The organism is Cellulosimicrobium sp. Marseille-Q4280, assembly GCF_943181405.1.
GTDB lineage: Bacteria > Actinomycetota > Actinomycetes > Actinomycetales > Cellulomonadaceae > Cellulosimicrobium.
Map to the genome: position 1 here is coordinate 263144 of NZ_CALPBY010000001.1, position 23719 is coordinate 286862.

Consider the following 23719-nt stretch of genomic DNA (forward strand, 5'->3'; position numbering starts at 1 on the left):
TCGCCCGAGGTTCAGCGCCTCGCGCTCGGCCCGAGCGCCTCGGGAGCACGCCCGGTGCCGGGGAGCGTCAAGGGCGCGACGACCGCGTCGTCCTCGCACCGTCGCCGAGGGGCAGATCGGTGGCGCAGCGGAAGCCGAGGTGGGAGGTCGAGCTGTCGTCGCTCTGCGGCGACCGCGCCGCGGGCCGGTACCGCAGGCAGTACTCCGGGGCGCACAGGTGCGAGCCGCCCTTGGTCACACGCAGGACCTGCGGGGACGTCGTCGGCGCGAGGAGGTCCGTCCGCGCACCCCGGGGGACGGGCGTGGCGTCGGCGGGGTGGTGCCGCGGGGCGTACACGTCCGACGTGCGCTCCCACACGTTGCCGATCATGTCGAGGAGCCCGTACCCGTTCGCGGTGTACGCGCCGACGGGCGACGTGCCTCCCCAGCCCTCGTTGCGGAAGGGGAAGGCGCCGACCCACGTGTTGGCCATCCGTCGCCCTCCCGGCAGGGCGTCCGCGCCCCAGGCGTACTCCGCGCCGTCGAGACCTCCGCGCGCGGCGCGCTCCCACTCGGCCTCGGTCGGCAGACGCCGGCCGGCCCACGTGGCGTACGCCGCGGCGTCGGCGTAGGCCACGTGCACGACGGGGTGGTCGGCCCGGTCGCCGACGTCCGAGCCCGGTCCCTCCGGGTGCCGCCACGACGCACCCGGCTGCCAGCGCCACCACTGCCGCCAGTCCTGCAGGTCCACAGGTCCCGCAGTGGGGGTGAAGACCACCGACCCCGGGACGAGCGACGCGGGATCTGCTCCGGGGAAGTCGGCGGGGTCGGGGGCACGCTCGGCGACCGTCGTCCAGCCCGTCGCGTCGACGAACTCGGCGAACTGGGCGGTCGTGACGGGGTGGCGCTCGAGCGCGAACGCGACCACCTGCCGCGGGTGCGCCGGTCGTTCCTCCGGATAGTGGTCGTCGGAGCCCATGCGAGACGTCCCGCCGGAGATCGTCACGAGCTCGGTGAGGGTCACCGGCTCAGCATAGGAAGCCATGGATCGGTCGGGCACCCGCGGCGCCACGTCCGGCGTCCCGCGGTGGGCGGCTACGGCCGGGTCGACTCGCCGCGATAGCTGCCGAAGGACCACAGGTTGCCCTCCGGGTCGGCGCACGCGAAGGTCCGGCCGCCGTAGTCCGGACTGCCGAGCGGCTGGATGATCCGCGCCCCCGCGGCGACCGCCCGGTCGTGGACCTCGTCCACCCGGTCGGTCACCACGTAGGCCCCGCCGGTACCGGGCTGCTGCGTCCACGGGGTGCCGGGCCGGTCGCTGCCGAGCATGACCCCGCCGCCCTCGGGCCACGTCAGCTCGGCGTGCTGGACGACGTCCCCGTCGGCGTGCACCGCGGTGGCGGCGAAGCCGAGGACCGTCGTGAGGAACTCGATCAGGGCGTGCGCGTCCCGGGCGCGGAGCGTCGGCCAGACGCTCGGGGCCGGAGCGGCGGGCGCTGTGCTCGTGTCCGTGCTGTTCTGCCTGCTCGTCTCTGTACTCATGGCACCACCGTGCCGCGCGGGTCGCCGGCAGGGATTGAAGGTTTCGGCGGAGTCCGCTCGGTGGCGTGATCCCCTGTGTATCCCTCGGCAGCGAGCGTGCCGTGCTCCTCGGCCAGCCAGCGTGCCGGGCTGGTCCCGACGAGCGAGCCGAAGTCGCGCGTCAGGTGGGCCTGGTCGGCGTATCCGCACCAGGCGGCGACGTCGGCGAGGTCGACGTCCGTGCCACGAGCGACCCGTCCGCCGATCAGCTCCTTCGCCCGCTGGAGCCGGAGCAGGCGGTTGAACCGCTTCGGGCCCACCCCGAGCTCCGCGGTGAAGACGGCGTGCAGCTGGCGCGGGCTGAGCAGCACGTGGTCGGCGAGGGACGAGATCCGCCCGGTGCCTCGGCGCCGCACGAGCCAGCGCCACGCCTCCGCGACCTCGGCCCGGACGGGCGGCCGGTCGGCGGCCCGCTCCACCTGGTCCTGGAGGAAGCCTCGCACCAGGGCGAAGCGGCCGGTCCAGCCGGGGCTCTCGATCAGCATGTCGCGGAGCCGACCGAGCCCCGGACCAGCCACGTCGCTGCCCTCGAACGTCCGCTGGCACAGCTCCGCGGCGGGCACCCCGAAGACCGCCCGCGCGGCCGTCGGGTGCACGGCGATCTGGATCCCGGACTGCCTCGGCGGCTGCCAGACGTACGCCGGCTGCGTGTGCAGCCCGGCCGCGACGACGTCGACGCGCGTGGCCGACGGCCCGGACGCCTCCTCGACGGACCAGCCGGTGACCACGGGCTCGTCGAGGGTGAGGACGAGGGTCAGGTGGGGCGACGGCAGCCCGCGGTGGATCGCTCTGTCGTGCCCCCGGGCGTCGTACCCGACGACCGCGCCGGCGACCCCGGGCATCAGTCCGTCCGCGCGCCGGAATCCCCACTCGGGAACGTCGGCAGCGCGAGCCATGCTCCATCGTGGCACGGTGCACCCGATCGGGCCCTCACGGTCGTCCGGCGACCGGCGACCGGCGACCGGCGGTCAGGCGTCGGAGGTCGTCCCGAACCCGGTCGGCCGGACGACCCGGGCCGGTACGCCCGCGACGACCGTGTCGGCAGGCACGTCCTTCGTCACGACCGCGCCGGCGCCGACGATCGCTCCGTCACCGATCGTCACCCCGGGCACGATCGTCACGGCCGCACCGAGCCAGACCTTGCGGCCGATCACCACGGGCGCGGGGACCATGTCGGCACGCCGGGCCGGGTCGACCGCGTGGTTCAGGGTGACCACGGTCGTGCCGTGCCCGACGAGCGTCCCGTCCCCGACGGTGATGCCGCCGGCGTCCTGGAAGCGGCAGCCCATGTTGACGAAGACGTCGCGCCCGAGGGCGAGGTTCTTCCCGAACTCGCAGTGGAACGGCGGGAACACCGTCACCGACTCGTCGACCGTCCGGCCGGTCAGCCGGGACAGCAAGGCCCGCACCTCCTGCGGCGTGCGGTACCCGGCGTTCAGCTCGGCGGTGATCCGCAGCGCCTCCTGCGCGGTCTCGTGGAGGAACGCGTGCTGGGCGGAGCCGCCCTCGATGACGGCTCCGCCACGGACGTGGTCGAGGAAGTCCTGCAGCTGCATCGATCGATCCTGTCGTCCGGGGCCCGGCGTGAGGGCGATGTCGTTCATCGGTCGCTCATCGGTCGCTCATCGGTCGCTCGTCGGTCGCTCGTCGGGGTGGCGTCGGCGCGTCGTCGCGGACGGGTTCGGCCGCCCAGGACGCGAGCACGCGCAGGCGTTCCGCCGACGGCGAGCCAGGCTCCGCCGTGTAGACGAGCAGCACCTGGCCCGGCTCCGCGGTGATGGCGAGCTCCTCGTACGCCAGCGTGAGGTCGCCGACCACCGGGTGGTGGAACCGCTTGGTCCCGGCGCCGTGCGTGCGGACGTCGTGAGCGCCCCAGAGCCGACGGAACGTCTCGCTGCGCGTCGAGAGCTCGCCGACGAGGTCCTGCAGGCCCTTGTCGTGCGGGTCCCGGCCGGCCTCGGCACGCATGATCGCGACACACATCTCGGCGAAGAGGTCCCAGTCGGGGTAGAAGTCGCGTGCCGCGGGGTCCAGGAACTGGAACCGGGCGAGGTTCGGGATGCGGCCGCCGTCGCCGATCACGGGGGAGTAGAAGGCCCGGCCGAGCGCGTTGGTCGCGATGAGGTCCTGGCGCTGGTCCCGGACGAACGCGACGCCGTCGGTGATCGCGGACAGCGCCCACTGCAGGCTCGGCCGGGGTGGCGCCGACCGGGTCGCGCGCCGGCGCGCACGCCCCGACGACGGGATGCCGTCGGCGGCGCGCGCGAGGTCGAACAGGTGCGCGCGCTCGGTGTCGTCGAGCTGCAGCGCCCGCGCCACGGCGTCCAGCACGGAGGCCGAGGCGCCGCCGACCGCGCCGCGCTCGAGCTTGGCGTAGTACTCCACGCTCACCCCGGCGAGCGTCGCGACCTCGCTGCGCCGTAGACCCGGGACGCGCCGGTTGGCGCCGCCGACGACGCCCGCCGCCTCGGGGGAGACCTTCGCGCGCCGCGACACGAGGAACTCGCGGACGTCCGCCCTGTTGTCCATGGTTCGAGGGTAGGCCGGGACCCGTGCACCCGAGGGAGTCCCTGGCGTGGGGTGCACCCCTGGTACACCCCACGCCAGGGACTCCCGGCCGCGCCCGGCGGCTGGTTCGCTGGCACGGTAGACCTCGAGAGAAAGGCACCACCATGCGTGCAGTCGTCATGTACGCCCCGGGCGACGTCCGGGTCGACGAGACCGAGCGGCCGACCGTCGTCGAGCCGACCGACGCGATCATCAGGGTCGCCGCGACGTGCATCTGCGGGTCCGACCTGTGGCCGTACCGCGGCGCGGACGACGTCGACCACCAGCCGATGGGCCACGAGTACGTCGGCGTGGTCGAGGAGACCGGCTCCGCGGTGCAGGAGGTGAAGGTCGGCGACTTCGTCGTCGGGACGTTCTTCTCCTCCGACAACACGTGCGAGATCTGCCGGGCCGGCTACCAGACCCACTGCGTGCACCGCGGCCCCGGGGCGGTCCCCGGCGCCCAGGCCGAGTACGCGCGGATCCCGCACGCGGACGGCACGCTCGTCGCCACGCCCGGCATGCCCGACGACGACCTGCTCCCCTCCCTGCTCGCCGCGTCCGACGTGCTCGGCACCGGGTGGTTCGCCGCCGTCGCGGCCGAGGCCGGTCCCGGCAAGACCGTCGCGGTCGTCGGTGACGGTGCGGTGGGTCTGCTCGGCGTCCTGGCCGCCAAGCAGCTCGGCGCCGAGCGGATCATCGCGATGTCCCGGCACGCCGACCGGCAGGCGCTCGCCCGGGAGTTCGGCGCCACCGACATCGTCACGGAGCGCGGCGACGCGGGCGTCGCGCGGGTCAAGGAGCTCACCGGCGGGCTCGGTGCGCACAGCACCATCGAGGCCGTCGGCACGCAGGAGTCGATGATGCAGGCCATCCGGTCCACCCGGGCCGGCGGGCATGTCGGCTACGTCGGCGTCTCCCACGACGTCTCGCTCCCCGGCCAGGAGCTGTTCTTCTCCGGCGTCCACCTGCACGGCGGTCCGGCGCCCGTGCGGCGCTTCCTGCCCGAGCTGATCCGGCTCGTCTGGGACCGGACGATCGACCCGGGCAAGGTCTTCGACCTCACCCTGCCGCTCGAGCAGGCGGCAGAGGGCTACCGGGCCATGGACGAGCGCCGCGCCACGAAGGTGCTCCTGACCCTCTGACCGGCCCGTCGAAGCACACAGCGAGAGGAAGGACCACCACCATGAAGCTGACGAGGAGCGGCGGCACGACCGCCCCGGGACCCGACGACTGGTTCACCGGCACCGTCTACATCGACGGGATCCGCAATCCTGACGACCAGTCCTCCGTGGGCTGCGCCCACGTGCGGTTCGCCCCGGGGGCCCGCACGGCCTGGCACCGCCACCCTCTGGGGCAGACGCTGTACGTGACCGACGGCATCGGGTACGTCGCGACCCGCGGCGGCGAGGTCCAGGAGATCCGGCCGGGCGACGTCGTCTACGTCGAGCCCGGCGAGGAGCACTGGCACGGCGCGACGTCGGACCGGTTCATGGCCCACGTCGCGCTCCAGGAGGCCGACGACCAGGGACAGGTCGTCACGTGGCTCGAGCACGTGACCGACGAGGAGTACGGACGCGGCTGACCGGGCGAGCCGCTGGTGACCGCACGCCCGACCTGAGCCGGGTGACCGGGGCGTGCCGCGATCTCCAGATGCCCCGCTCCCCCCGCGGGAGCATCCTGGAGAAGGCGGTACGCCGACGTCCGCCACGGACAGGGGGCACCACATGTGCACGGGCATCAGGTTCTCGGACGGTCACGACAACCTCTATCTCGCACGGAACCTCGACTGGACGAGCGGCTACGGCCAGCAGGTGGTGGTCACGCCCACGGGGTACGCGCCCCGGTCGCCGTTCGGCGCGGTCCCCGGTATCCGCCACGCGACCATCGGCATGGGCATCGTGGAGGACGGCACACCGCTCTACTTCGACTGCGGCAACGACGCGGGGCTCGCCGTCGCCGGGCTCAACTTCCCCGGGTACGCGGACTACGCGCCGGGACCCGTCGAGGGCGCGACCAACGTCGCCGCGTTCGAGGTCCCGCTCTGGGTGTGCTCGCAGTTCGCGAGCGTCGACGAGGTGGAGGCGGCGCTCGCGGACGTGGTGATCGTGGACCGACCGATCAACGACAAGTACCCCAGCTCGCTGCTCCACTGGATCGTGGGCGACGCGACGCGCTCGATCGTGGTGGAGCACACGAGCGACGGCATGCACGTCTTCGACGACGACGTCGACGTCCTGGCGAACCAGCCCGGGTTCGCCTGGCACCACGAGAACCTGCGCAACTACCTCAACACCTCGCCCGAGTTCCCCGAGGAGGTCGAGCTCGGCAGGGCACACCTCGCGCCGTTCGGCTCGGGATCGCACATGCGCGGGATCCCGGGCGACTACTACTCGCCGTCGAGGTTCGTCCGCGCGGCGTACGTCAACGACCACTACCCGACGAAGGCGAGCGAGGAGGAGAACGTCAGCCGCGCGTTCCACACGCTCCAGCAGGTCGCGATGGTCGACGGCTGCGCCGCGATGGGCTCGGGCGAGTTCGAGACCACCATCTACACGGGGCTCTTCTCGTCGAGGACGACGACGTACTACTGGAACACCTACGACGACCCGACGATCCGCAGCGTCGCGCTGGCGGACCGCTCGCCCGACGGGACGGAGCTCGTCGTCGCCTAGGGTGCGCGTATGAGCAACCTCAGCACGGTCGGCGACCGGGACTCGTGGCGCTGCTGGCTGTGCGACGAGCCGGTGGACCCTGGCGCCTCGGTGAACTCCGACCTCGGGCCCAGCGTGGACCTCGGCGCCACGACGTCGAAGAAGGCGAAGAAGCCCGCGGCGGGCACCGAGCGGCTCGCGCACCGCGCCTGCAACACGCGCAAGGGAGCGGTCGCGCCGGTCGTGCCGTGGTCTCCCGACCTCTTCGTCGTCGACCCCGCGCCCATCGTGGCGACCGTGGAGCGCCTCGGGCGCAAGGGAGGGCGCGAGGTCGTGGCCCGCTGCTCGAGCCGCGCGGACGCCGACCAGGCCGCGGCCTGGCTCGTGGACCGGTTGTCACGCCTGGCCCCCGGCCTGGCCGTCACGACGCAGGTCGAGCCGGGCGGCGGGCAGTTCCTCCTGGTGCTGCGCGCCGCCTGAGGCACGGCGGGTGGTGCGGCACCGGGGGATCCCGCGCCGTGGAGGGCGCGGGTATGCGCTGCCGTGCTACTCGATGGCACGCCGTAGCACGTGCGCGCTAGGATCTTGCCATGTCGCTCCGGCCCGAGGTCAGCCAGCGAGACCTGCGCATGCGCTCGAAGGAGATCATGGACGCCGTCGAGCACGGTCAGGGCTTCACGGTGACCCGGGACGGCCGCGGGATCGGAGAGCTCGTCCCGCTCCGACGGAGCCGTCGGTTCGTCCCCCGGGCGGAGTTCGCGGCGCTCTCCCGCACGGCTCCGGCGATGGACCTCGACGCGTTCCGTGTCGACCAGGAGGCGCTGGCGGGGACGGACCTGGACGACCCGTATGCCCGCTGAGGTGCGGCGCGGGCTGCTCCATACGGACATCCTGGTCCTCCGGCGGTCGATCGACGCGAGCGTTCTGCCCGAGGAGGTCGCGATCAGCGCTGTGACGCTCGCCGAGCTCGCGGCCGGGGTCCATCTGGTGGGCGGGGACGACACCGCCGCACGGGACGAGCGGGCGCGGCGCACCGACGTCCTGCAGCGGGCGGAGCACGAGTTCGACCCGATACCGTTCGACGCCGAGGCCGCCCGCGCCTTCGGCAGGATCTGCGCAGCCGTTCGCGGTGCGGGCAGGACACCGCGGCGCCGCGTGGCCGATCTGATGATCGCTGCTGTCGCGGCGGTCAACGATCTCCCGCTCTACACGACGAACCCTGACGACTTCGCGGGCCTCGAGGGTCTGCTCGAGGTCGTCGAGGTCGCTCGTCCGGTCATCGGCGACCGGGAGAGCTGATCACCGCCGCGTCCCTCGACTCGCGACCAGCGACCCGTCTGCGGTTCTGGTCAGGGACACTGGGGTGACAGCAATCTTCGCCGAGACAAGGAGTTCACAAGGTGCCCCAGGGAACTGTCCGATGGTTCGACGCCGACCGAGGGTTCGGCTTCATCGACCTCGGGAACGAGGCCGAGGACCTGTTCGTGCACGCGTCCGAGATCGTCGGTGACGACGGACCGAAGCTGCTGCGCGAGGGGCAGGTCGTCGAGTTCGAGGTGGGCGAGGGTGACCGCGGCCCGCAGGCGCGCCGCGTCCGTGTCACGGGCGATCGGGCCGCCGACGCGCCCGCGGGCGTGCTCGGCACCGTCACCTGGTACGAGCCGGCCAAGGGGTACGGCTTCGTCACGCCCGACGACGGTCGCGCCGAGGTCTTCGTGCACAGCTCGGCCATCGTCGGGGGAGGTGTGATCTCGGAGGGGCAGCGGGTCGCGTTCCTCGTCGTCGAGGGGGAGAAGGGGCCGCAGGCGGACCACCTGCTGCCGCTGGCGGCGGAGGTCGCACGGCCGACGTCGGACGGCGCGGACGGCACGGTGTCCTGGTACGACGACACCAAGGGTTTCGGGTTCGTCCTTCCCGACGGGGGCGGCGACGACGTCTTCGTGCACGTCAGTGCGCTCGGCCCGGGGTTGACCGAGCTCGCCGAGGGTGCGCGCGTGACGTACGACGTCGTCGCCGGCGACAAGGGGCCGAACGCCCGCAACGTGGAGCTCGTGCGCGGCTCCGGAGGTGCGCGCGCGGCCACGGATCGCGGTCGGTCGAGCCGTCCCTCGGGTTCCGGCGCGCCTGTGCGCGGAGGCGAGGGCACCGTCGCGCGCTACGACGCAGACCGCGGTTTCGGCTTCATCACGCCCGACGCCGGGGGTGCGGACCTGTTCGTGCACGTGTCGGTCGTGCGGGGCGCCGAGGTCCTGGAGGAGGGCGACCGCGTCCGCTTCAAGATTCGTCAGAGCGACCGGGGGCCGCAGGCCGACGGCGTCGAGCTGATCTGAGCGAGCCGGCCCTCCGACTTCGCGTCGTGAGGAGCGTGGCCGACCGCAGGGATTTGCCCTGGAGGTCCGCCCGCGCGGTCCCTAGGGTCGACGAGATGGACGCCCAGGAGATCCGCTCGGCCTACCTCGAGTTCTTCGTCGCGCGAGGGCACGCCGTAATCGAGCGAGCGCCCCTGGTGCTGCGCGAGGACCCGACGACGTTGTTCACCGGTGCGGGGATGCAGCCGTTGATGCCCTACCTGCTGGGCGTGCGGGAGCACGGTGCCGGGCCGCTCCTGGTCGACTCGCAGCCGTGCGTGCGGGCGCAGGACATCGACGAGGTCGGGGACCGACGGCACACGACCTTCTTCGAGATGCTGGGGAACTGGAGCCTGGGAACCGCCGACGTGGAGCAGCAGGTCCGGTGGTTCGCCGAGTTCCTCACGACGGTCGGTGTCGACCTCGGGCGCTTGTACGTGACGTGCTTCCGCGGGTCGCCCGAGCACGGGATCCCGCGTGACGACGCGGCGGCTCGGGCCTGGGTCACGGTCTTCACCGAGCACGGCGTCGCGGCACCGCTCGTGGACGTGGGCTCCCGTGCGGACGGCGACCGTGAGGGGATGCGCGGCGGTCGGGTCTTCCTCTACGACTCCGAGGAGAACTGGTGGAGCCGCGGCGGCGGCCTGGAGGGCACGCCGGTGGGCGACCCCTGCGGACCGGACTCGGAGGTGTTCTACGACCTCGGGCCCGAGCACCACGACCCGTCGGTCGGCGAGCCCCACCCCGCGAGCGAGGGCGGACGGTTCGTCGAGATCGGCAACCAGGTGTTCATGCGCTACCGCCGCACCAGCGAGGGCTTCGTCGCGCTCGACGAGCCGAGCATCGACTTCGGGGGCGGGCTCGAGCGCATCGCCGCGGCCGCCGCGGGGACCCCCGACGTGTTCGACGTGAGCCTCCTGCGACCCCTCGTCGACCGTCTCGAGGAGCTCAGCGGTCGCACGTACGCGGAGGACCCGCGTCCGTTCCGCGTGATCGCGGACCACGTCCGTGCCGCGACGTTCCTCGCCGCCGACGGGGTGCGCCCGAGCAACAAGACCCACGGGTACGTCCTGCGGCGGCTCGTCCGTCGGGCCGTGGTGCACGCTCTCCACCTCGGCCTGGAGGAGAGGTTCGCCGACGACCTCGTCGCCGTCGTGGCCGAGACGTACGGCGAGAGCTACGCGAGCCTGGTCGAGCAGCGCGAGGAGCTGAGCGCGGTCCTCCACGACGAGGAGGCACGCTTCCGTCGCACCGTGCACCGGGGGCTACGAGAGCTCGAGAAGCTCCAGGGCGCAACCGTCACCGGCGAGGACCTGTTCGTGCTCGCGGACACGTGGGGCTTCCCCGTGGAGCTGTCGGTCGACGAGGTCCGCCGCCGCGGCATGGCTCTCGCCACGGACTGGCGAGAGGTCTACGCGCTGCACCGTGAGCGCCAGCGCACGCGGTCGCGCGCAGCGGCCCGCTAGGGGAACCCGGCCCCGTCGGACGCGCGCGGGTGCGGACGTCGCCGTGCCCGGCCCTCGCGTCCCGTCGACGGGGCGAGCCGGCGCCGCCGGGAATGAACGGCTCGCGACCAAGGTTGAGCCAGGTGGACTCAAGTACGGCCGGGTGGACTTGCGAGACCCGCCACCAGGTGCCTACCTTGAGTGAAGCAGACTCAACCCGGTTCGCCCGGGGCGACCGTGCGCCGTCGTGCGCCACGGGGACCGGTGCGACCACAGCACAACGGAGGCAGCACACATGGCACGAGCAGTCGGGATCGACCTCGGAACAACCAACTCGGTCGTCGCCGTCCTGGAGGGCGGCGAGCCCACGGTCATCGCGAACGCCGAGGGTTCGCGCACCACGCCGTCGGTCGTCGCGTTCTCCAAGACCGGCGAGGTCCTCGTCGGCGAGGTCGCCAAGCGTCAGGCCGTCACGAACGTCGACCGCACCATCAGCTCGGTGAAGCGCCACATGGGCACCGACTGGGACGTCGAGATCGACGACAAGAAGTACACCGCGCAGGAGATCTCCGCGCGCATCCTCGGCAAGCTCAAGCGCGACGCCGAGGAGTACCTGGGCGAGCCCGTCACGGACGCGGTCGTCACGGTCCCCGCGTACTTCAACGACGCCGAGCGCCAGGCGACCAAGGACGCCGGCCAGATCGCGGGCCTCAACGTGACCCGCATCGTCAACGAGCCCACCGCGGCCGCGCTCGCGTACGGCCTGGAGAAGGGCAAGGAGGACGAGCTCATCCTCGTCTTCGACCTGGGCGGCGGTACGTTCGACGTCTCGCTCCTCGAGGTCGGCAAGGACGAGGACGACTTCTCCACGATCCAGGTCCGCGCGACGTCGGGCGACAACCGCCTCGGCGGCGACGACTGGGACCAGCGCATCGTCGAGCACCTCATCAAGCAGGTGAAGAACAGCTCGGGCGTCGACCTGTCCAAGGACAAGATCGCCCTGCAGCGCCTGCGCGAGGCCGCCGAGCAGGCGAAGAAGGAGCTCTCGTCCGCGACGAGCACCAACGTCTCGATGCAGTACCTCTCGATGAGCGAGAACGGCCCCATCCACCTGGACGAGAAGCTCACGCGTGCGCAGTTCCAGCAGATGACGCAGGACCTGCTCGACCGGACGAAGGCCCCGTTCCACAAGGTCATCTCCGACGCGGGCGTCTCGGTCTCCGACATCGACCACGTCGTGCTCGTGGGTGGCTCCACCCGCATGCCCGCCGTGACCGACGTCGTCAAGGAGCTCACGGGCGGCAAGGAGCCCAACAAGGGTGTCAACCCGGACGAGGTCGTGGCCGTCGGTGCCGCGCTGCAGGCCGGTGTCATCTCGGGCGACCGCAAGGACGTCCTGCTCATCGACGTGACCCCGCTGTCCCTCGGCATCGAGACCAAGGGCGGCGTGATGACCAAGCTCATCGAGCGCAACACGGCCATCCCGACGAAGCGCAGCGAGATCTTCTCGACGGCCGAGGACAACCAGCCGTCGGTGCTCATCCAGGTTTTCCAGGGCGAGCGCGAGTTCGCGCGCGACAACAAGCCGCTCGGCACGTTCGAGCTCACCGGCATCGCGCCGGCCCCGCGCGGCGTGCCGCAGATCGAGGTCACGTTCGACATCGACGCGAACGGCATCGTCCACGTCGGCGCCAAGGACCGCGGCACCGGCAAGGAGCAGAAGATGACGATCACGGGCGGCTCGGCGCTGCCCAAGGACGACATCGACCGCATGGTCAAGGAGGCCGAGGAGCACGCGGCCGAGGACAAGAAGCGTCGCGAGGAGGCGGAGACCCGCAACCAGGCCGAGGCGTTCGTGTACTCGACCGAGAAGCTCGTCTCCGAGAACAAGGAGAAGCTCCCGGCCGACGTCGTCACCGAGGTCGAGGCCGACATCGCGTCGGTGAAGTCCGCGCTCGAGGGTGAGGACGCCGCCGCCGTGAAGACGGCGCACGAGAAGCTCGTCGCGTCCTCGCAGAAGATCGGCCAGGCGCTCTACGCGTCGGCCGAGCAGGAGCAGGCGGCCGGCAACCCGGGCGCTGCGACCGACGACGCGACCGCCGCGGCGGGCGCGGGCTCGGCGCCTGACGAGGACGTCGTCGACGCCGAGATCGTGGACGACGAGGACGACAAGAAGTGACGTCGGACGACGCACGGGGCCCCGAGGAGCAGGCCGGCGAGACCGGTCAGGGTCCCGAGGACAAGCCCTTCCAGTTCACCGACAAGCGCAAGGTCGACCCGGAGACCGCCCGGCCGCGCGAGAGCGCGGCCGGGGCCGGCCCGGCGGCCGGTCCCGCGTCCGACGCGTCGGCCGGTGCCGGCGACGAGACGGGGACCGACCCGCTCGAAGGGCTCGACTTCGAGCCCTCGGGCGAGGCCGAGGTCGACGCCGCCGTCCTGGCCGCGAAGGCCGAGGCGGCGCAGCACCTCGAGTCGCTCCAGCGCGAGCGCGCGAGCTTCACGAACTACCGCAACCGGGCGCTGCGCGACCAGGAGGCCGCGCGCGCCAAGGGCGTGGAGGACGTGCTGACCGCGCTCCTGCCCGTGCTCGACGACGTGGACCGCGCCCGCCAGCACGGCGAGCTCACGGGCCCGTTCGCCGCGATCGCGGACAAGCTCGACGCGAGCCTCGAGCGGTTCGGCGTCCAGCGCTACGGGACGGTCGGCGAGGAGTTCGACCCGACGGTCCACGAGGCGCTCATGCACCAGACCGAGCCCGGGGCCACGGCCACCACGGTCAACCTCGTGATCGAGCCCGGCTACCGCATCGGCGAGCGCGTCGTGCGTGCCGCACGCGTCTCCGTCGTCGGCCCGGAGTAGCACCACCCTCGTGCCCGACGGCGCGGCGCACCTTCCGCGCGAAGGTGCGCCCCGCCGTCGGGCACGGGACGATCACGACCGGAAGCACCCGCAGCACCGCACGAAGGACAGACCCACGAGCACACGAGACACGACCCGGAGGGAGGCGCCGTGACCGGCCAGGACTGGATGGAGAAGGACTTCTACGCCGTGCTCGGCGTCCCCAAGGACGCCGACGACGCCGCGCTCAAGAAGGCGTACCGCAAGCTCGCCCGCCAGTACCACCCCGACCAGAACCCGGGTGACGACGCGGCGGAGGCGAAGTTCAAGGAGATCGGCGAGGCCTACGCCGTCCTGTCCGACCCGAAGGAGCGCGAGCAGTACGACGCGATCCGGGCGATGGCGGGCGGCGGCGCCCGGTTCTCCGCGGGTCCGGGCGGCGCCGGCGGCGCCGGCGGCGCCGGCGGCGCCGGCTTCGAGGACGTGTTCGGCGGGATGTTCGGCGGCGCCCCGGGCGGAGGGCGCGTGCGCTACTCGACCGGTGGCCAGGGCGGCGCCGGGTTCGAGGACATCCTCGGGTCGATGTTCGGCGGTGGGGCCGGGGGCCAGCGGTTCGCAGGCCAGGGCTTCGGCGGGCCGCAGGCCGGGGCCGACGTCGCCGCCGCGACGACGCTGCCCTTCCGGCAGGCGGTCGAGGGCTCGACCGTCACGTTCACCGTCGACGGTCGCCAGGTGACGACGCGCATCCCGCCCGGTGTGCGGGACGGCCAGAAGATCCGCCTGCGCGGCAAGGGGCGCCCGGGCAGCGCCGGGGGACCGGCCGGTGACCTCGTCGTCACCGTGCGCGTCACGCCGCACCCCGTGTTCGCGCTCGACGGGACCAACGTGCGCGTGAGCGTCCCCGTGACGTTCGCGGAGGCCGCGCTCGGCGCGACGATCTCCGTGCCGACCCTCGACGGGTCCACGGTCAAGGTCAAGGTGCCCGCGGGCACGCCGTCGGGCCGGACCCTGCGCGTCAAGGGTCGCGGGGTGCAGACCGCCAAGGGCACGGGAGACCTGCTCGTGACGGTCCAGGTGGCCGTCCCGCAGAAGCTGTCGAAGGCTGCGCGCGAGGCTGTCGAGGCGTTCGCCGCGGAGACCGACGGGTACGACGTGCGCGCGGACCTCGCGCGCCAGGCGGCGGAGTGACGGGGATGGCGTCGCGCGAGGGGCAGGGCGTCCCCGAGGACGCGCCCGTCCTGGTCATCTCCCAGGCGGCGGCGCTCGCGGGCATGCACCCGCAGACGCTGCGCCAGTACGACCGCCTCGGCCTCGTCGTGCCGCGCCGCGCCGCCGGGCGCGGACGCCGCTACTCGCTGCGCGACGTCGCGAAGCTGCGCGAGGTGCAGCGCCTCAGCCACGACGAGGGCATCAACCTCGCGGGGATCCAGCGGATCCTCGCCCTGGAGTCGCAGGTCGAGCGCCTCGAGCGCCGGCTCGAGGCGCTCTCGGCGCGGGTCGAGCCGGGCGGGCGGGTGTTCGCCGCGGCGGCGAGCGGCGACGTCGTCGTGGTGCCGCGCGGCCGCAGCGTGCGCCGTGGCGTCGACGACGCGCTGCGCGAGACGTTTGCCGAGCACGCCGAGGCGCGTGCGCTCGTCATCTGGCGCCCGGCGGGTCCCGCGGACTGAGCTCCGCCGCGCCCGGCCGCGACAATTCCGCAAGAATGACGTGCGCTAAAGACCATTCTTCGAGGAATTGTTAGTGAGGCCTTGCTTGCTATACACCCGCGAATTCCGGGAATACCGTGGAGAGCGGAAGCCCGGCCCGCCGGGTCCTCGGAGCGAGGAGACAACGATGAGCAGCCTCATGGAGATGCCCCAGGTCGTCGAGTGTTCCATCGACGGGTGCGGGTACAACCACGACCACGGGTGCCACGCGGGCGCCGTGACCATCGCCGGCCATGTCGGCGACGCGGAGTGCGCGACCTTCATCCCGCTCGGCACCAAGGGCGGGCTCGAGAAGGTCCTCGCCCACGTCGGCGCGTGCCAGCGGACCGAGTGCGTCCACAACGAGTCGCTCGAGTGCTCCGCGCCGTCGATCCGCGTCGGTGCGGGCCCGTCGAGCGAGATCAGCGCGGACTGCCTGACCTTCACCCCGCGCTGACGCGCGGGCCTCTTCGCCGGCGGTCGGGTCACCCACCGGACCGCAGGGACGCCCCACCCCCGGACGCCCCGGACCGAGCGCTCGCCGGCCCGGCCGGGGCGTCGTCGCGCCCGGCCGTCGCGCCTCAGCGTTGCAGCGTGTCGAGCAGCGCGACGGCGGCCGCGTGGGTCCCCGGCAGCGGCTCGGTCCACAGGCGCGGCGGGCGGCGCAGGATCGCGGAGACGCCGAGCGAGAGCCCGGTGCGCTCGATGCGACGGCGCAGCTCTGCCCGGACCGCCTCGCCGTCGACCAGGCGCTCACCGAGGACGACGAACAACCCGTTGCCGAGCGACGCCATGGGGTGCCCGTCCCCGAAGGTCTGCGTGAGCGCACGACCCATCGCCGCCGACCGGGCGAAGCGTTGCCACCCCGTCAGGTCGTCGACGGCAACGTCCACCACGAGCAGCCCGTGGGTGTCGCCGACGGGGACGCCCGAGCGTTGCGCCGCGCCGTACGTCTCCCGGAGCCGGTGCGTCAGGTACTGCGGCGTCGCGAGACCGGACTCCGGGTCGAGGACCTCCGGCGAGACCGGGGTCGCGGCGTAGCCCTCCGCCCACCCGACCGCGACGGCGCGCAGGAGCTCGAGGTCGGGCTCGCGGTCGTGCGAGCGGTACAGGCACGCCACGTCGTCGATCGCCTCGCCGATGCCGACGCCGGCCTCGCCGCGGGCCTGCCCCAGCCGCTCCGCGGCAGGGGAGACGTCGTTCCGCTCGACCACGGCCTCGGTCAGCGCGTCGACGGCGGGGTGGTACCAGTCGCCGGGGCGCAGCCAGACGGTCTCGACGCTCCTCTCGCGCCAGGCCTCGCGCAACAGCTCCGGGGCAGGCGCGGCGTACCCCTGGATGTGTTCCATGTACATGAGACGCTCGGGAGGCTCCCTCATGACGCGGTTTCGACGAGAATCTTCGGTGAGGTGCTGCAGCGGGTGAAACAGACTCCGGGTAGCGGGTAAAGACGGGACGAAGCGGGACGGTTCACCCCCCTGCGGGGTGGATCTGCTGGACCCCCTCCCTGGAACCTGGACAGGCGTCTACCATGAGCACCGTCGTACGTCTTGCTGCAGCAGGACGAAGTCCAGGGCGGTGGCATGACTGAGGCGCGAACACAGGTGTGGGGCGAGGCGTTGAGCGACGCCGAGCTCATCACCGCCGTGCGCGGTGGCGACCCGAGCGCCTACGGTGCCCTGTACGAGAGGCACGCTGCCGCGGCGCACTCGGTGGCACGGCAGTACGTCCGCTCGACGGTGGACGCCGACGACGTCGTCTCCGACGCGTTCGCCCGCACGCTCTCGGTCCTGCAGAACGGCGGCGGACCGGACGTCACGTTCCGCGCCTACCTCTTCACCGTCGTCCGCCGGCTGTCCTACGACCTCGTCAACGGTGCCCGGCGCACCCAGCCCACGGACGACGAGCGGACCTTCGAGTCCGCGTTCGGGCCGATGGCCTCGACGGAGGACCCCACGCTCGAGGGCTTCGAGCGATCGATCGTCGCGAAGGCCTATGCCGAGCTCCCCGAGCGGTGGCGCGCCGTCCTCTGGTACACGGAGGTCGAGAACCTCCCGCCCGCAGAGATCGCACCGATCCTCGGGCTCACCGCGAACGGTGTCTCCGCCCTGTCCTACCGGGCGCGCGAGGGCTTGCGCCAGGCCTACCTCCAGCAGCACCTGACGTCCGTGCCCGCCGAGGAGTGCCAGGGCGTCAACCCCCTGCTGGGCTCCTACGTGCGCGGCGGGCTCGCGAAGCGCGAGACGGCGCGCGTCGAGAGCCACCTCGACGGCTGCGGCGAGTGCCGCGGGCTCGTGCTCGAGCTCGGCGACGTCTCGCACGGCATGCGGGCGGTCATCGCGCCCCTGGTCCTCGGGATCGGCGCGCTGGGACTCGTCGGGACGGCGCTGCCGGTGTCCGGCGGGGCCGCGGTCGCTGGCGGTGCGGCCGCGGCCCTCGCCGGCGCCGGGGCGGGTCAGGGCGCCTCCGGCGGCGCGGCCGGTTCCGGAGGCACGGCGTCCGGCGGGACCGCGGGTTCCGGTGGTGCAGCGGGAACCGGTGGTGCAGCGGGAGCCGGTGGAGCCGCGACCGGCGGCGCCGGCGCGGTCGGCGGTGGCGGTGCGGCCGCTGGTACCGGGGCCGCGGGGAGCGTCGTGGTGGGCGGTGGCGCAGCCGGCACCGGGGTCGCTGCGGCGGGTGCGTCGGCAGCGGGAGCCACCGTGGCGGCCGGCGGCGCGGGCGCAGCCGCAGCAGCCGGCGGCCTCGCCGCGCTGGTCGCGTCCGCACCCCTCGCGGCCGCGGCCGTCGGCGTCGGAGTCCTCGCCGTAGCGGGGCTCGGTGTCGCGGGTGCCCTCGGCGTCTTCACTCCCGACGACACCCCGACCCCCGAGCCCACGGCCGCGACGAGCCCGTCGCCCAGCGCCTCGCCGGAGCCCTCCGGCTCCGCGACGACCGAACCGTCCACGGCACCCACGGACCCGTCGACGGACCCCACGTCGCCGACGAACATCCCCACCACGGACCCGACGACCCCGGAGGCGCAGCCGGGCGAGGACGCCGCGCCGGTCACCGACGTCCCGGCTGCGTCGCCGGTCGACCCGGGCACGACCCCGGTCGAGCCTGCTCCGTCGCCCGTCGTGCCCGCGCCGGCCCCGGTGGAACCCACGCCGGCCCCCACCGATCCGCCGCCCCCTCCGCCCGCGCCGCCCGCGCTCGAGCTCTCGCTCGGGACGGTCACGCTCGCCGCGCGCCAGCCCGCCGACCTCACGGTCATCGCGTCCAACACCGGCGGCCGGGACGCGGAGGAGGTGCTCGTCGAGCTGACCCTGCCGGACGGGGTCGCGACGGGCAGCTCGTCGCTCGTCACGGGCGGCGCGTCCGTGGCGCCCGCGATCCGGGCCGCGGCGCTGCCGTGCGGGAGCGCGGCGCCCCAGGCGGACGGGACGAGCCTGGTGACCTGCTCCGTCGGCGTGCTGTCGCCCGGTGCGAGCCAGGAGCTCGTGGTCCAGGTGACGGCGCAGTCCGGTGGCGAGTACTTCTTCCACGGTGTCGCACGGGCGAAGGGCGTGGAGCCCGTCCGCAAGGCGTTCAAGCCGACGTCCGTCGGTTACTACGGCGCCGAGGTGCGGGTCGCCGCCTTGTACACCGAGGGCCGTGCGTTCGCGCTGACGAACCCCGGGACCGTGGACATGGCTCTCGAGGTGCGCAACGCGGGCGACAAGGTCGCGCGCCAGCCCTCGGTCGAGTTCGCGCTCCCGGACGGTGTCGTCCTCGTGACCGAGGACGACGGCGCGCAGCGTGCCGACGGGTGGACGTGCCGAGCCGACGACCGCTCGGTGGTCTCGTGCTCCACCGAGGCCGAGCTGGCGCCCAAGCAGCGGACGAGCTTCGCCGTCGACCTGCTCGCGGACGCCGAGGACGTCGACGGTGCGCGGCACACGGTGACCGTCAGCGGCGACGCGGCGGAGGCGCACGACGGCGCGACGACCGTCGTGCTGGACGTCGCCGAGGCCTGGGCCGGCGCCGAGGACGGGCTGACCGACCCGGTCGTGCCCCGGTGCGGCGTGCCGGAGGACCGGGAGCGCGCGTCGATCCACGCCGAGTACACCAACACGACGGCCTACGACGACCTCACGGTCACCGCCGAGGCGGCGGGATCGGGCGCGTCGTCGGTCCTGGCACGTGGTGAGACCGGCGAGCTGCGCGTGGACGACGGCGTGCGGTTCCCCGCCGGGTCCGCCGCCCTGGTGCTCTCGACGACGATCGCGGACGAGACGTTCGAGCACCGTCTCGACGCCGGGTCCTTCGCCGCGCTGGACTGCTGGGACCCGACGTGGCTCACCGCAGCGGACGTCGGCGTCACGGCGGAGAACGTGGACGGCACCGTCCGGTACACGGCCGACGTCGTCAACGACACCGACGTCGCGATGGACGTGCGCCTGCTCGCCCCGACGGGCGGCACGTGGGACGACGTCGCGGACTCGGACGCCGCCAAGCTCTCTGCCGAGGGCGGCGCCGGCGCCATGGTCCTGGAGACCGGCCTGCGCGAGACCCCGCGGGGGAACGCGGTCCTGCGCCAGTACCGCTTCCACACGGACGCCGACGGCGACTCGAAGGGGTACCAGAGCCTTCTGCCGATCCTCCTCGACGAGCAGCGGATCGCGCCGGCCGTCGCCGAGCCGACCGTCGGGCAGTGCGTGTTCGACCCGGCGACGGACACGTCGTCGGCGCCCGTCGCGCTGCGCTACGACAACTCCGCGTCGACGCTGCCCGTCGTGTTCTCGGTCGACGGGCACGCCGGCGTCGCGCGGACCGTCCCTGCGGGGACCTCTCTCGACGTCGACCTGCCGCGCGCCGGTGCGGCCCCGGTCTCATACACGGTGCGGACCGACGGTGCGCGGCCCGTCGCCCGTGGAGTCCCGGCCGTGGACTGCTTCGTGTGGTCGGTCGGAGGTTCGGCGGCGTCGCGGTGGTCGGCGGAGACCGGTTCGGTGGTCGTCGACGGCACGTTCCGCAACGGGCACGCGGTGGCGCCGCTGAGCGTCGTGATGGACGCGGGGGAGCTGGGCACCACGGAGGCCGTGGAGGTCGCGCCGGGTGCGGAGGCGTCGTTCTCGGTCGACACGGGTTCGCGGGACGTCGCGGCCGGTGAGGTGACGTTCCGGGTGGCGCGGCTCGACGGGTCCGAGACGTCCCGCGAGGTGTCGGCGGCGTTCGCGGCGGTGCGGTACGCGCCGTCGGCGGCGGCCGCGCCGGGCGTGGGCGAGTGCGTGTTCGACCCGGCGACGGACTCGTCGTCCGCGCCGGTGTCGCTGCGGTTCGACAACTCGGCGTCCACGGTGCCGGCGGTGTTCTCGGTCGAGGGTCGCGACGACGTCACGGTCTCCGTGCGGGGTGGTGCGGTGCGCGACGTCCAGGTGCCGGGCGGTGTCGGCAGCGACGCGACGACCCTCGTGGTGCTCGCCGACGGCGCGCCGCTCGCGACGCACGACGTCGCCGGCGTCGACTGCTTCGCCTGGTCCGTCGACGGCGCGGTGTCGTCCGGCTGGGTCGTCGATGCCGGGACCGGGTCGGCCGTGCTCACGGGCACCTTCCGCAACGACCACCGGGCGGCGACCCTGCGGGTCGTCCTGGACGCGGGTGCACTGGGCAGCACCGAGCCCGTCGAGGTCGCGCCCGGCACGACCGCGACCCTCACGATCGGGACGCGCCTGCGCGACCTGCCCGCCGGGTCGGCGACGTTCCGCGCGGAGCGGACGGACGCGACCGGAGGGACGCACGACCTCACCAGGTCCTACGACGCGTTCACGTACGTGCCGAGTTGGGCGACGACGGCGACCGTCGAGACCCGGTGGCAGGACGGATCCGTGAAGATCGTCGGCACGCTGACGAACGACTCGCCCGAGACGATCGACGGGCGCATGCTCGGCGGCTCGTTCGGAGACTCGGCGCCCGTGCAGAAGATCGCGCCCGGGCAGAGCGCCACGTTCACGGTCGACACGAAGTCGCTCGACGTGAAGCCCGGCGCGGTGTCGTTCCGCCAGTACCGCTGGGTGCAGGACAAGGGCTTCCAGGACACGGGCCTCACGGCGCGGTACGGCCGCGCGGCGTACGAGCCGGACTGGTCCGCGACGGCGACCGTGAACGCCCGGTGCACGGGTGACACCGTCTGGCTCACGGCGAGCCTGCACAACGACTCCGCGGAGACCGTGCGCGTCGTCGCCACGACGCCGTGGGGCGCGCACGACCTCGGGGACGTCGCACCCGGCCAGGCGGCGAGCGCGGACGTCGACTCGGGCGCGCTGTCCGTCAAGCCCGGCAAGGTGACCTTCGACCTCTCCCGCACTCACCTCGGCAGCACGTTCACGCAGGCGCTCACGGTGCACGTCGACGCCGTCGACTGCGCCGTCGTGGAGCCGACGGTGGAGCTGGTCCTCGGTGACGCGTACTACGACGAGAGCCGCGCGCACTCCTACCGTGCGGTGTCGGCGCTGCTCGACAACTCGGGCTCGAACGTGCCGGTGACCTTCCGGGTCACGGGCCAGGGCAAGGGGTCCTGGGACCTCGCGGCGCGCGAGGTCCGCACCGTGGAGCTCGGCGAGGCGCCGTGGTCCGGTGCGTCGTACGTCGTCCACACGGACGCCGGGACGCAGAAGCTGACCGTCGACCCGTTCAGCGTGGCACCGCAGTGCGCCACCGAGTGGCAGCGTGACGTGTGGTACCCCCACTCGGCCACGGTGTCCTACGGGGGACTCACGTACGAAGCACGCAACGGCAGCATCGGCATCAGGCCCGACCGGGACCTGCTCCGCCTGTTCTGGGAGCGCGGGACGCCCTGCGGCGAGGGCGGGCCCGGCAAGGGCTGACCCACCGTCGAGCGGTGGCCGGGCGATCCGGCGACCGTGACGGGAGGACCGGTTCAGGAGGCGTCACGCAAGAACGCCTGCGAGGGCCTCCTCGATCGGGCGGTCGCCTCCCACCAGGTCGATCACCAGGCCTGCGGTGCGCGGCTCGTGGAGCACCTCCGCGATGACGAGCGCGACGTCGTCGCGCGTGACCTCCTCGCGACCGCCACCCGCCTTGCGTCGCTTGCCTCGTGGGCGGCCCCCGTCGTCCTCGACCGGCGCGAGCGCGACGAGCCCCACGCCGGGCTCGTCGGTGAGGCGACCCGGTCGCACGACGGTCCACCGCAGGCCGTCGCGCGCGCGGAGGTCGTCCTCCGCGGCGGCCTTGGCCCGGAGGTAGGCCCAGAAGGTGTCGTCGACCCCGTCGGGGCGCTCGTCGGCCCGCGCCGCCTCCGTGCCGCGCGACGAGACCAGGACGTAGCGCTCGACCCCTGCGCGCTCGGCGGCGTCGGCGAGCAGAGCGGCCCCGGCGCGGTCGACGGTGTCCTTGCGCTCGGCGCCGCTCCCGGGCCCCGCGCCGGCGGCGAACACGACGGCGTCCGCGCCCTCCAGCTCGAACGAGACGGCGACGGCGTCGTCCTCCTCGAGGTCGACGAGAGCCACGTGCGCGCCGATCTCCGTGAGGTCCGTGATCTGCGAGGCGGAGCGGACGAACGCGACCACGTCGTCGCCGCGCTCCACCAGGGTCCGGGCCAGGCGACGGCCGACCTGGCCGTGACCTCCCGCGATGACTGTGCGCATGGGCCGAACGTATCGCCGCTGGGGCGCGTGTGCGCGTCGGCAGGATCTCGTGACGCGCGGGCGGGAGAGCGCTGCCGGGCCTGCGGGAGCTCACGTACCCCCACGTCGTCCCGCGGCCCGGCAGCTCGGGGTCCTCAGGCGGCGTCCCCCGCGCTGCCGAGGACGACGGGGGTCTGCGGGTCGAACCGGTAGCCCAGGCCGCGCACGGTCGTGATGACGTGCTCCAGGCCGAGCTTCTCCCGCAGACGACGGACGTGGACGTCGATGGTGCGGCTGCCCGCCGCGACGGCGTGGTCGCCCCAGACGGTGTCGAGCAGCTCCGCGCGCGTGACGACGCGGTGGGACGAGCGCGCGAGGTAGGAGAGCAGCTCGAGCTCGCGGTGCGTGAGGCGTGTGCGTCGTCCCTCGACGGTCACCGACCGGTCCACGGGGTCGATGACCACGCGCGGCACGGGCGACAGGGTCGCGAGCCGCTCGCGGAACGCCGCGATGTCCTGGACCGGCGAGCGCTGCCCGGCGTCGAGGGCGCGGCTGGGCTCGGCGAGGGCGAGGGCGGTGTACGTCTCGGCGCTGGGCAGCCAGTCGCGGGCGAGCTCCCCGAGGGCCTCCGCGAGCTCGACGAGCTCGGCGGCCGGCGTCTCGCCCGGTGCGGCGTCGACGCCGACGTACAGCACGAAGCCGGGGTTGCGACGGGGAGGGGTCGGGCTGATGACCCCGGGCTGTGCTGCCGGTGCCGTGCGGGGCGGGGCGCCGTGCGGCGTCGGGACGGCGGCCGCGCGAGGGTGGCGGTGCGTGGGGCGGGGTGCGGTGAGCGTGGTCATGGTGGCTCCGGGTGCGTCGGGCCGACGGCGGCACCGGGGATCCGGCGGGTCGGCGGGTCAGGGTCTGAACGAGACGGGAAGGTGCGTTCAGGCCTGACAACAGACGCACATGACCGCTCCCGGGAGCACGCCGGACGGCGTGCTGACGGGACGGGTCGAGGTGCTCACGAAATGCAGCATGGCAGGGCGCGGGCAG

Annotated in this window: 22 protein-coding genes; 14 read left to right on the top strand and 8 right to left on the bottom strand. The window is 73.5% G+C overall.

The genetic code is table 11. The annotated features are described in order from the left end of the window. Window positions 1-67 precede the first annotated feature (67 nt). The 5 genes from NFS20_RS01155 to NFS20_RS01175 form a co-directional block, all read right to left on the bottom strand. Complete coding sequence (locus NFS20_RS01155) at window positions 68-1024, bottom strand: formylglycine-generating enzyme family protein (protein ID WP_502800762.1); 957 nt, start codon at window positions 1022-1024, stop codon at window positions 68-70. A gap of 50 nt (window positions 1025-1074) precedes the next feature. Further along, window positions 1075-1521, bottom strand: coding sequence for a VOC family protein (locus NFS20_RS01160; protein ID WP_251149920.1), 447 nt, complete (start codon window positions 1519-1521; stop codon window positions 1075-1077). Further along, entirely contained in the window at window positions 1518-2456 is a 939-nt protein-coding gene (locus NFS20_RS01165) for a helix-turn-helix domain-containing protein (RefSeq protein ID WP_251149921.1), read from the bottom strand. Before NFS20_RS01165 ends, NFS20_RS01160 begins: the two co-directional genes overlap by 4 nt. Window positions 2457-2528: 72 nt before the next feature. After that, window positions 2529-3116 (bottom strand): sugar O-acetyltransferase, encoded by a 588-nt coding sequence (locus tag NFS20_RS01170; RefSeq protein WP_251149922.1) that lies wholly within the window; start codon window positions 3114-3116, stop codon window positions 2529-2531. A gap of 55 nt (window positions 3117-3171) precedes the next feature. Further along, on the bottom strand, window positions 3172-4089 hold the full coding sequence (locus tag NFS20_RS01175; protein WP_251149923.1) for a helix-turn-helix transcriptional regulator: 918 nt from the start codon (window positions 4087-4089) through the stop codon (window positions 3172-3174). Between the two features lie 143 nt (window positions 4090-4232). Here NFS20_RS01175 and NFS20_RS01180 point away from each other — a divergent pair, with 143 nt between their 5' ends. The 13 genes from NFS20_RS01180 to NFS20_RS01250 all read left to right on the top strand — a co-directional run bounded on the left by NFS20_RS01180 (window position 4233) and on the right by NFS20_RS01250 (window position 15534). Then, window positions 4233-5252: a zinc-dependent alcohol dehydrogenase family protein gene (locus NFS20_RS01180; RefSeq protein WP_251149924.1), complete on the top strand. Its 1020-nt coding sequence runs from the start codon at window positions 4233-4235 to the stop codon at window positions 5250-5252. Between the two features lie 41 nt (window positions 5253-5293). Beyond that, window positions 5294-5692 (top strand): (R)-mandelonitrile lyase, encoded by a 399-nt coding sequence (locus NFS20_RS01185; RefSeq protein WP_251149925.1) that lies wholly within the window; start codon window positions 5294-5296, stop codon window positions 5690-5692. 142 nt (window positions 5693-5834) lie between these two features. Continuing rightward, the gene (gene bsh, locus NFS20_RS01190) at window positions 5835-6782 is read left to right on the top strand and encodes a choloylglycine hydrolase (RefSeq protein ID WP_251149926.1); all 948 of its coding nucleotides are present in this window, start codon (window positions 5835-5837) and stop codon (window positions 6780-6782) included. Window positions 6783-6791: 9 nt separating this feature from the next. Continuing rightward, window positions 6792-7241, top strand: a complete 450-nt coding sequence (locus tag NFS20_RS01195) for a hypothetical protein (protein WP_251149927.1) — start codon at window positions 6792-6794, stop codon at window positions 7239-7241. Window positions 7242-7351: 110 nt separating this feature from the next. Then, window positions 7352-7621: a type II toxin-antitoxin system Phd/YefM family antitoxin gene (locus tag NFS20_RS01200; protein ID WP_251149928.1), complete on the top strand. Its 270-nt coding sequence runs from the start codon at window positions 7352-7354 to the stop codon at window positions 7619-7621. Continuing rightward, a complete protein-coding gene (locus NFS20_RS01205; RefSeq protein ID WP_251149929.1) occupies window positions 7611-8060 on the top strand; it encodes a type II toxin-antitoxin system VapC family toxin in 450 nt (149 codons plus the stop codon). Before NFS20_RS01200 ends, NFS20_RS01205 begins: the two co-directional genes overlap by 11 nt. 101 nt (window positions 8061-8161) lie before the next feature. Beyond that, window positions 8162-9091 (top strand): cold-shock protein, encoded by a 930-nt coding sequence (locus tag NFS20_RS22130; protein WP_285821090.1) that lies wholly within the window; start codon window positions 8162-8164, stop codon window positions 9089-9091. Between the two features lie 95 nt (window positions 9092-9186). After that, complete coding sequence (locus tag NFS20_RS01225; protein WP_251149930.1) at window positions 9187-10575, top strand: alanine--tRNA ligase-related protein; 1389 nt, start codon at window positions 9187-9189, stop codon at window positions 10573-10575. A gap of 274 nt (window positions 10576-10849) precedes the next feature. Next, a complete protein-coding gene (gene dnaK, locus NFS20_RS01230) occupies window positions 10850-12733 on the top strand; it encodes a molecular chaperone DnaK (protein WP_251149931.1) in 1884 nt (627 codons plus the stop codon). Then, a complete protein-coding gene (gene grpE, locus NFS20_RS01235; protein ID WP_251149932.1) occupies window positions 12730-13413 on the top strand; it encodes a nucleotide exchange factor GrpE in 684 nt (227 codons plus the stop codon). Before dnaK ends, grpE begins: the two co-directional genes overlap by 4 nt. A 150-nt stretch (window positions 13414-13563) precedes the next feature. After that, the gene (locus NFS20_RS01240) at window positions 13564-14580 is read left to right on the top strand and encodes a DnaJ C-terminal domain-containing protein (protein WP_251149933.1); all 1017 of its coding nucleotides are present in this window, start codon (window positions 13564-13566) and stop codon (window positions 14578-14580) included. Between the two features lie 5 nt (window positions 14581-14585). Beyond that, complete coding sequence (locus NFS20_RS01245; protein WP_251149934.1) at window positions 14586-15059, top strand: heat shock protein transcriptional repressor HspR; 474 nt, start codon at window positions 14586-14588, stop codon at window positions 15057-15059. 166 nt (window positions 15060-15225) lie between these two features. Next, complete coding sequence (locus tag NFS20_RS01250; RefSeq protein WP_251149935.1) at window positions 15226-15534, top strand: DUF1540 domain-containing protein; 309 nt, start codon at window positions 15226-15228, stop codon at window positions 15532-15534. A 124-nt stretch (window positions 15535-15658) separates the two neighbouring features. Here the strand turns inward: NFS20_RS01250 and NFS20_RS01255 are convergent, their stop codons facing one another. Continuing rightward, window positions 15659-16456: a hypothetical protein gene (locus tag NFS20_RS01255; RefSeq protein WP_251149936.1), complete on the bottom strand. Its 798-nt coding sequence runs from the start codon at window positions 16454-16456 to the stop codon at window positions 15659-15661. Window positions 16457-16660: 204 nt separating this feature from the next. On the opposite strand from NFS20_RS01255, the gene NFS20_RS01260 reads away from it, so the two are divergent. Beyond that, window positions 16661-21922: a sigma-70 family RNA polymerase sigma factor gene (locus tag NFS20_RS01260; RefSeq protein ID WP_251149937.1), complete on the top strand. Its 5262-nt coding sequence runs from the start codon at window positions 16661-16663 to the stop codon at window positions 21920-21922. A 63-nt stretch (window positions 21923-21985) separates the two neighbouring features. Here the strand turns inward: NFS20_RS01260 and NFS20_RS01265 are convergent, their stop codons facing one another. Next, a complete protein-coding gene (locus tag NFS20_RS01265; protein WP_251149938.1) occupies window positions 21986-22702 on the bottom strand; it encodes an SDR family oxidoreductase in 717 nt (238 codons plus the stop codon). Window positions 22703-22836: 134 nt separating this feature from the next. Next, complete coding sequence (locus NFS20_RS01270; protein WP_251149939.1) at window positions 22837-23523, bottom strand: winged helix-turn-helix domain-containing protein; 687 nt, start codon at window positions 23521-23523, stop codon at window positions 22837-22839. Window positions 23524-23719 lie beyond the last annotated feature (196 nt).

Excerpts from the sequence above, each read along its gene's own strand:
- NFS20_RS01155 (WP_502800762.1), bottom strand. The coding sequence starts at position 1,024 with ATGGCTTCCTATGCTGAGCCGGTGACCCTCACCGAGCTCGTGACGATC.
- NFS20_RS01160 (WP_251149920.1), bottom strand. The coding sequence starts at position 1,521 with ATGAGTACAGAGACGAGCAGGCAGAACAGCACGGACACGAGCACAGCG.
- NFS20_RS01165 (WP_251149921.1), bottom strand. The coding sequence starts at position 2,456 with ATGGCTCGCGCTGCCGACGTTCCCGAGTGGGGATTCCGGCGCGCGGAC.
- NFS20_RS01170 (WP_251149922.1), bottom strand. The coding sequence starts at position 3,116 with ATGCAGCTGCAGGACTTCCTCGACCACGTCCGTGGCGGAGCCGTCATC.
- NFS20_RS01175 (WP_251149923.1), bottom strand. The coding sequence starts at position 4,089 with ATGGACAACAGGGCGGACGTCCGCGAGTTCCTCGTGTCGCGGCGCGCG.
- NFS20_RS01180 (WP_251149924.1), top strand. The coding sequence starts at position 4,233 with ATGCGTGCAGTCGTCATGTACGCCCCGGGCGACGTCCGGGTCGACGAG.
- NFS20_RS01185 (WP_251149925.1), top strand. The coding sequence starts at position 5,294 with ATGAAGCTGACGAGGAGCGGCGGCACGACCGCCCCGGGACCCGACGAC.
- bsh (WP_251149926.1), top strand. The coding sequence starts at position 5,835 with ATGTGCACGGGCATCAGGTTCTCGGACGGTCACGACAACCTCTATCTC.
- NFS20_RS01195 (WP_251149927.1), top strand. The coding sequence starts at position 6,792 with ATGAGCAACCTCAGCACGGTCGGCGACCGGGACTCGTGGCGCTGCTGG.
- NFS20_RS01200 (WP_251149928.1), top strand. The coding sequence starts at position 7,352 with ATGTCGCTCCGGCCCGAGGTCAGCCAGCGAGACCTGCGCATGCGCTCG.
- NFS20_RS01205 (WP_251149929.1), top strand. The coding sequence starts at position 7,611 with ATGCCCGCTGAGGTGCGGCGCGGGCTGCTCCATACGGACATCCTGGTC.
- NFS20_RS01225 (WP_251149930.1), top strand. The coding sequence starts at position 9,187 with ATGGACGCCCAGGAGATCCGCTCGGCCTACCTCGAGTTCTTCGTCGCG.
- dnaK (WP_251149931.1), top strand. The coding sequence starts at position 10,850 with ATGGCACGAGCAGTCGGGATCGACCTCGGAACAACCAACTCGGTCGTC.
- NFS20_RS01245 (WP_251149934.1), top strand. The coding sequence starts at position 14,586 with ATGGCGTCGCGCGAGGGGCAGGGCGTCCCCGAGGACGCGCCCGTCCTG.
- NFS20_RS01250 (WP_251149935.1), top strand. The coding sequence starts at position 15,226 with ATGAGCAGCCTCATGGAGATGCCCCAGGTCGTCGAGTGTTCCATCGAC.
- NFS20_RS01255 (WP_251149936.1), bottom strand. The coding sequence starts at position 16,456 with ATGAGGGAGCCTCCCGAGCGTCTCATGTACATGGAACACATCCAGGGG.
- NFS20_RS01260 (WP_251149937.1), top strand. The coding sequence starts at position 16,661 with ATGACTGAGGCGCGAACACAGGTGTGGGGCGAGGCGTTGAGCGACGCC.
- NFS20_RS01265 (WP_251149938.1), bottom strand. The coding sequence starts at position 22,702 with ATGCGCACAGTCATCGCGGGAGGTCACGGCCAGGTCGGCCGTCGCCTG.
- NFS20_RS01270 (WP_251149939.1), bottom strand. The coding sequence starts at position 23,523 with ATGACCACGCTCACCGCACCCCGCCCCACGCACCGCCACCCTCGCGCG.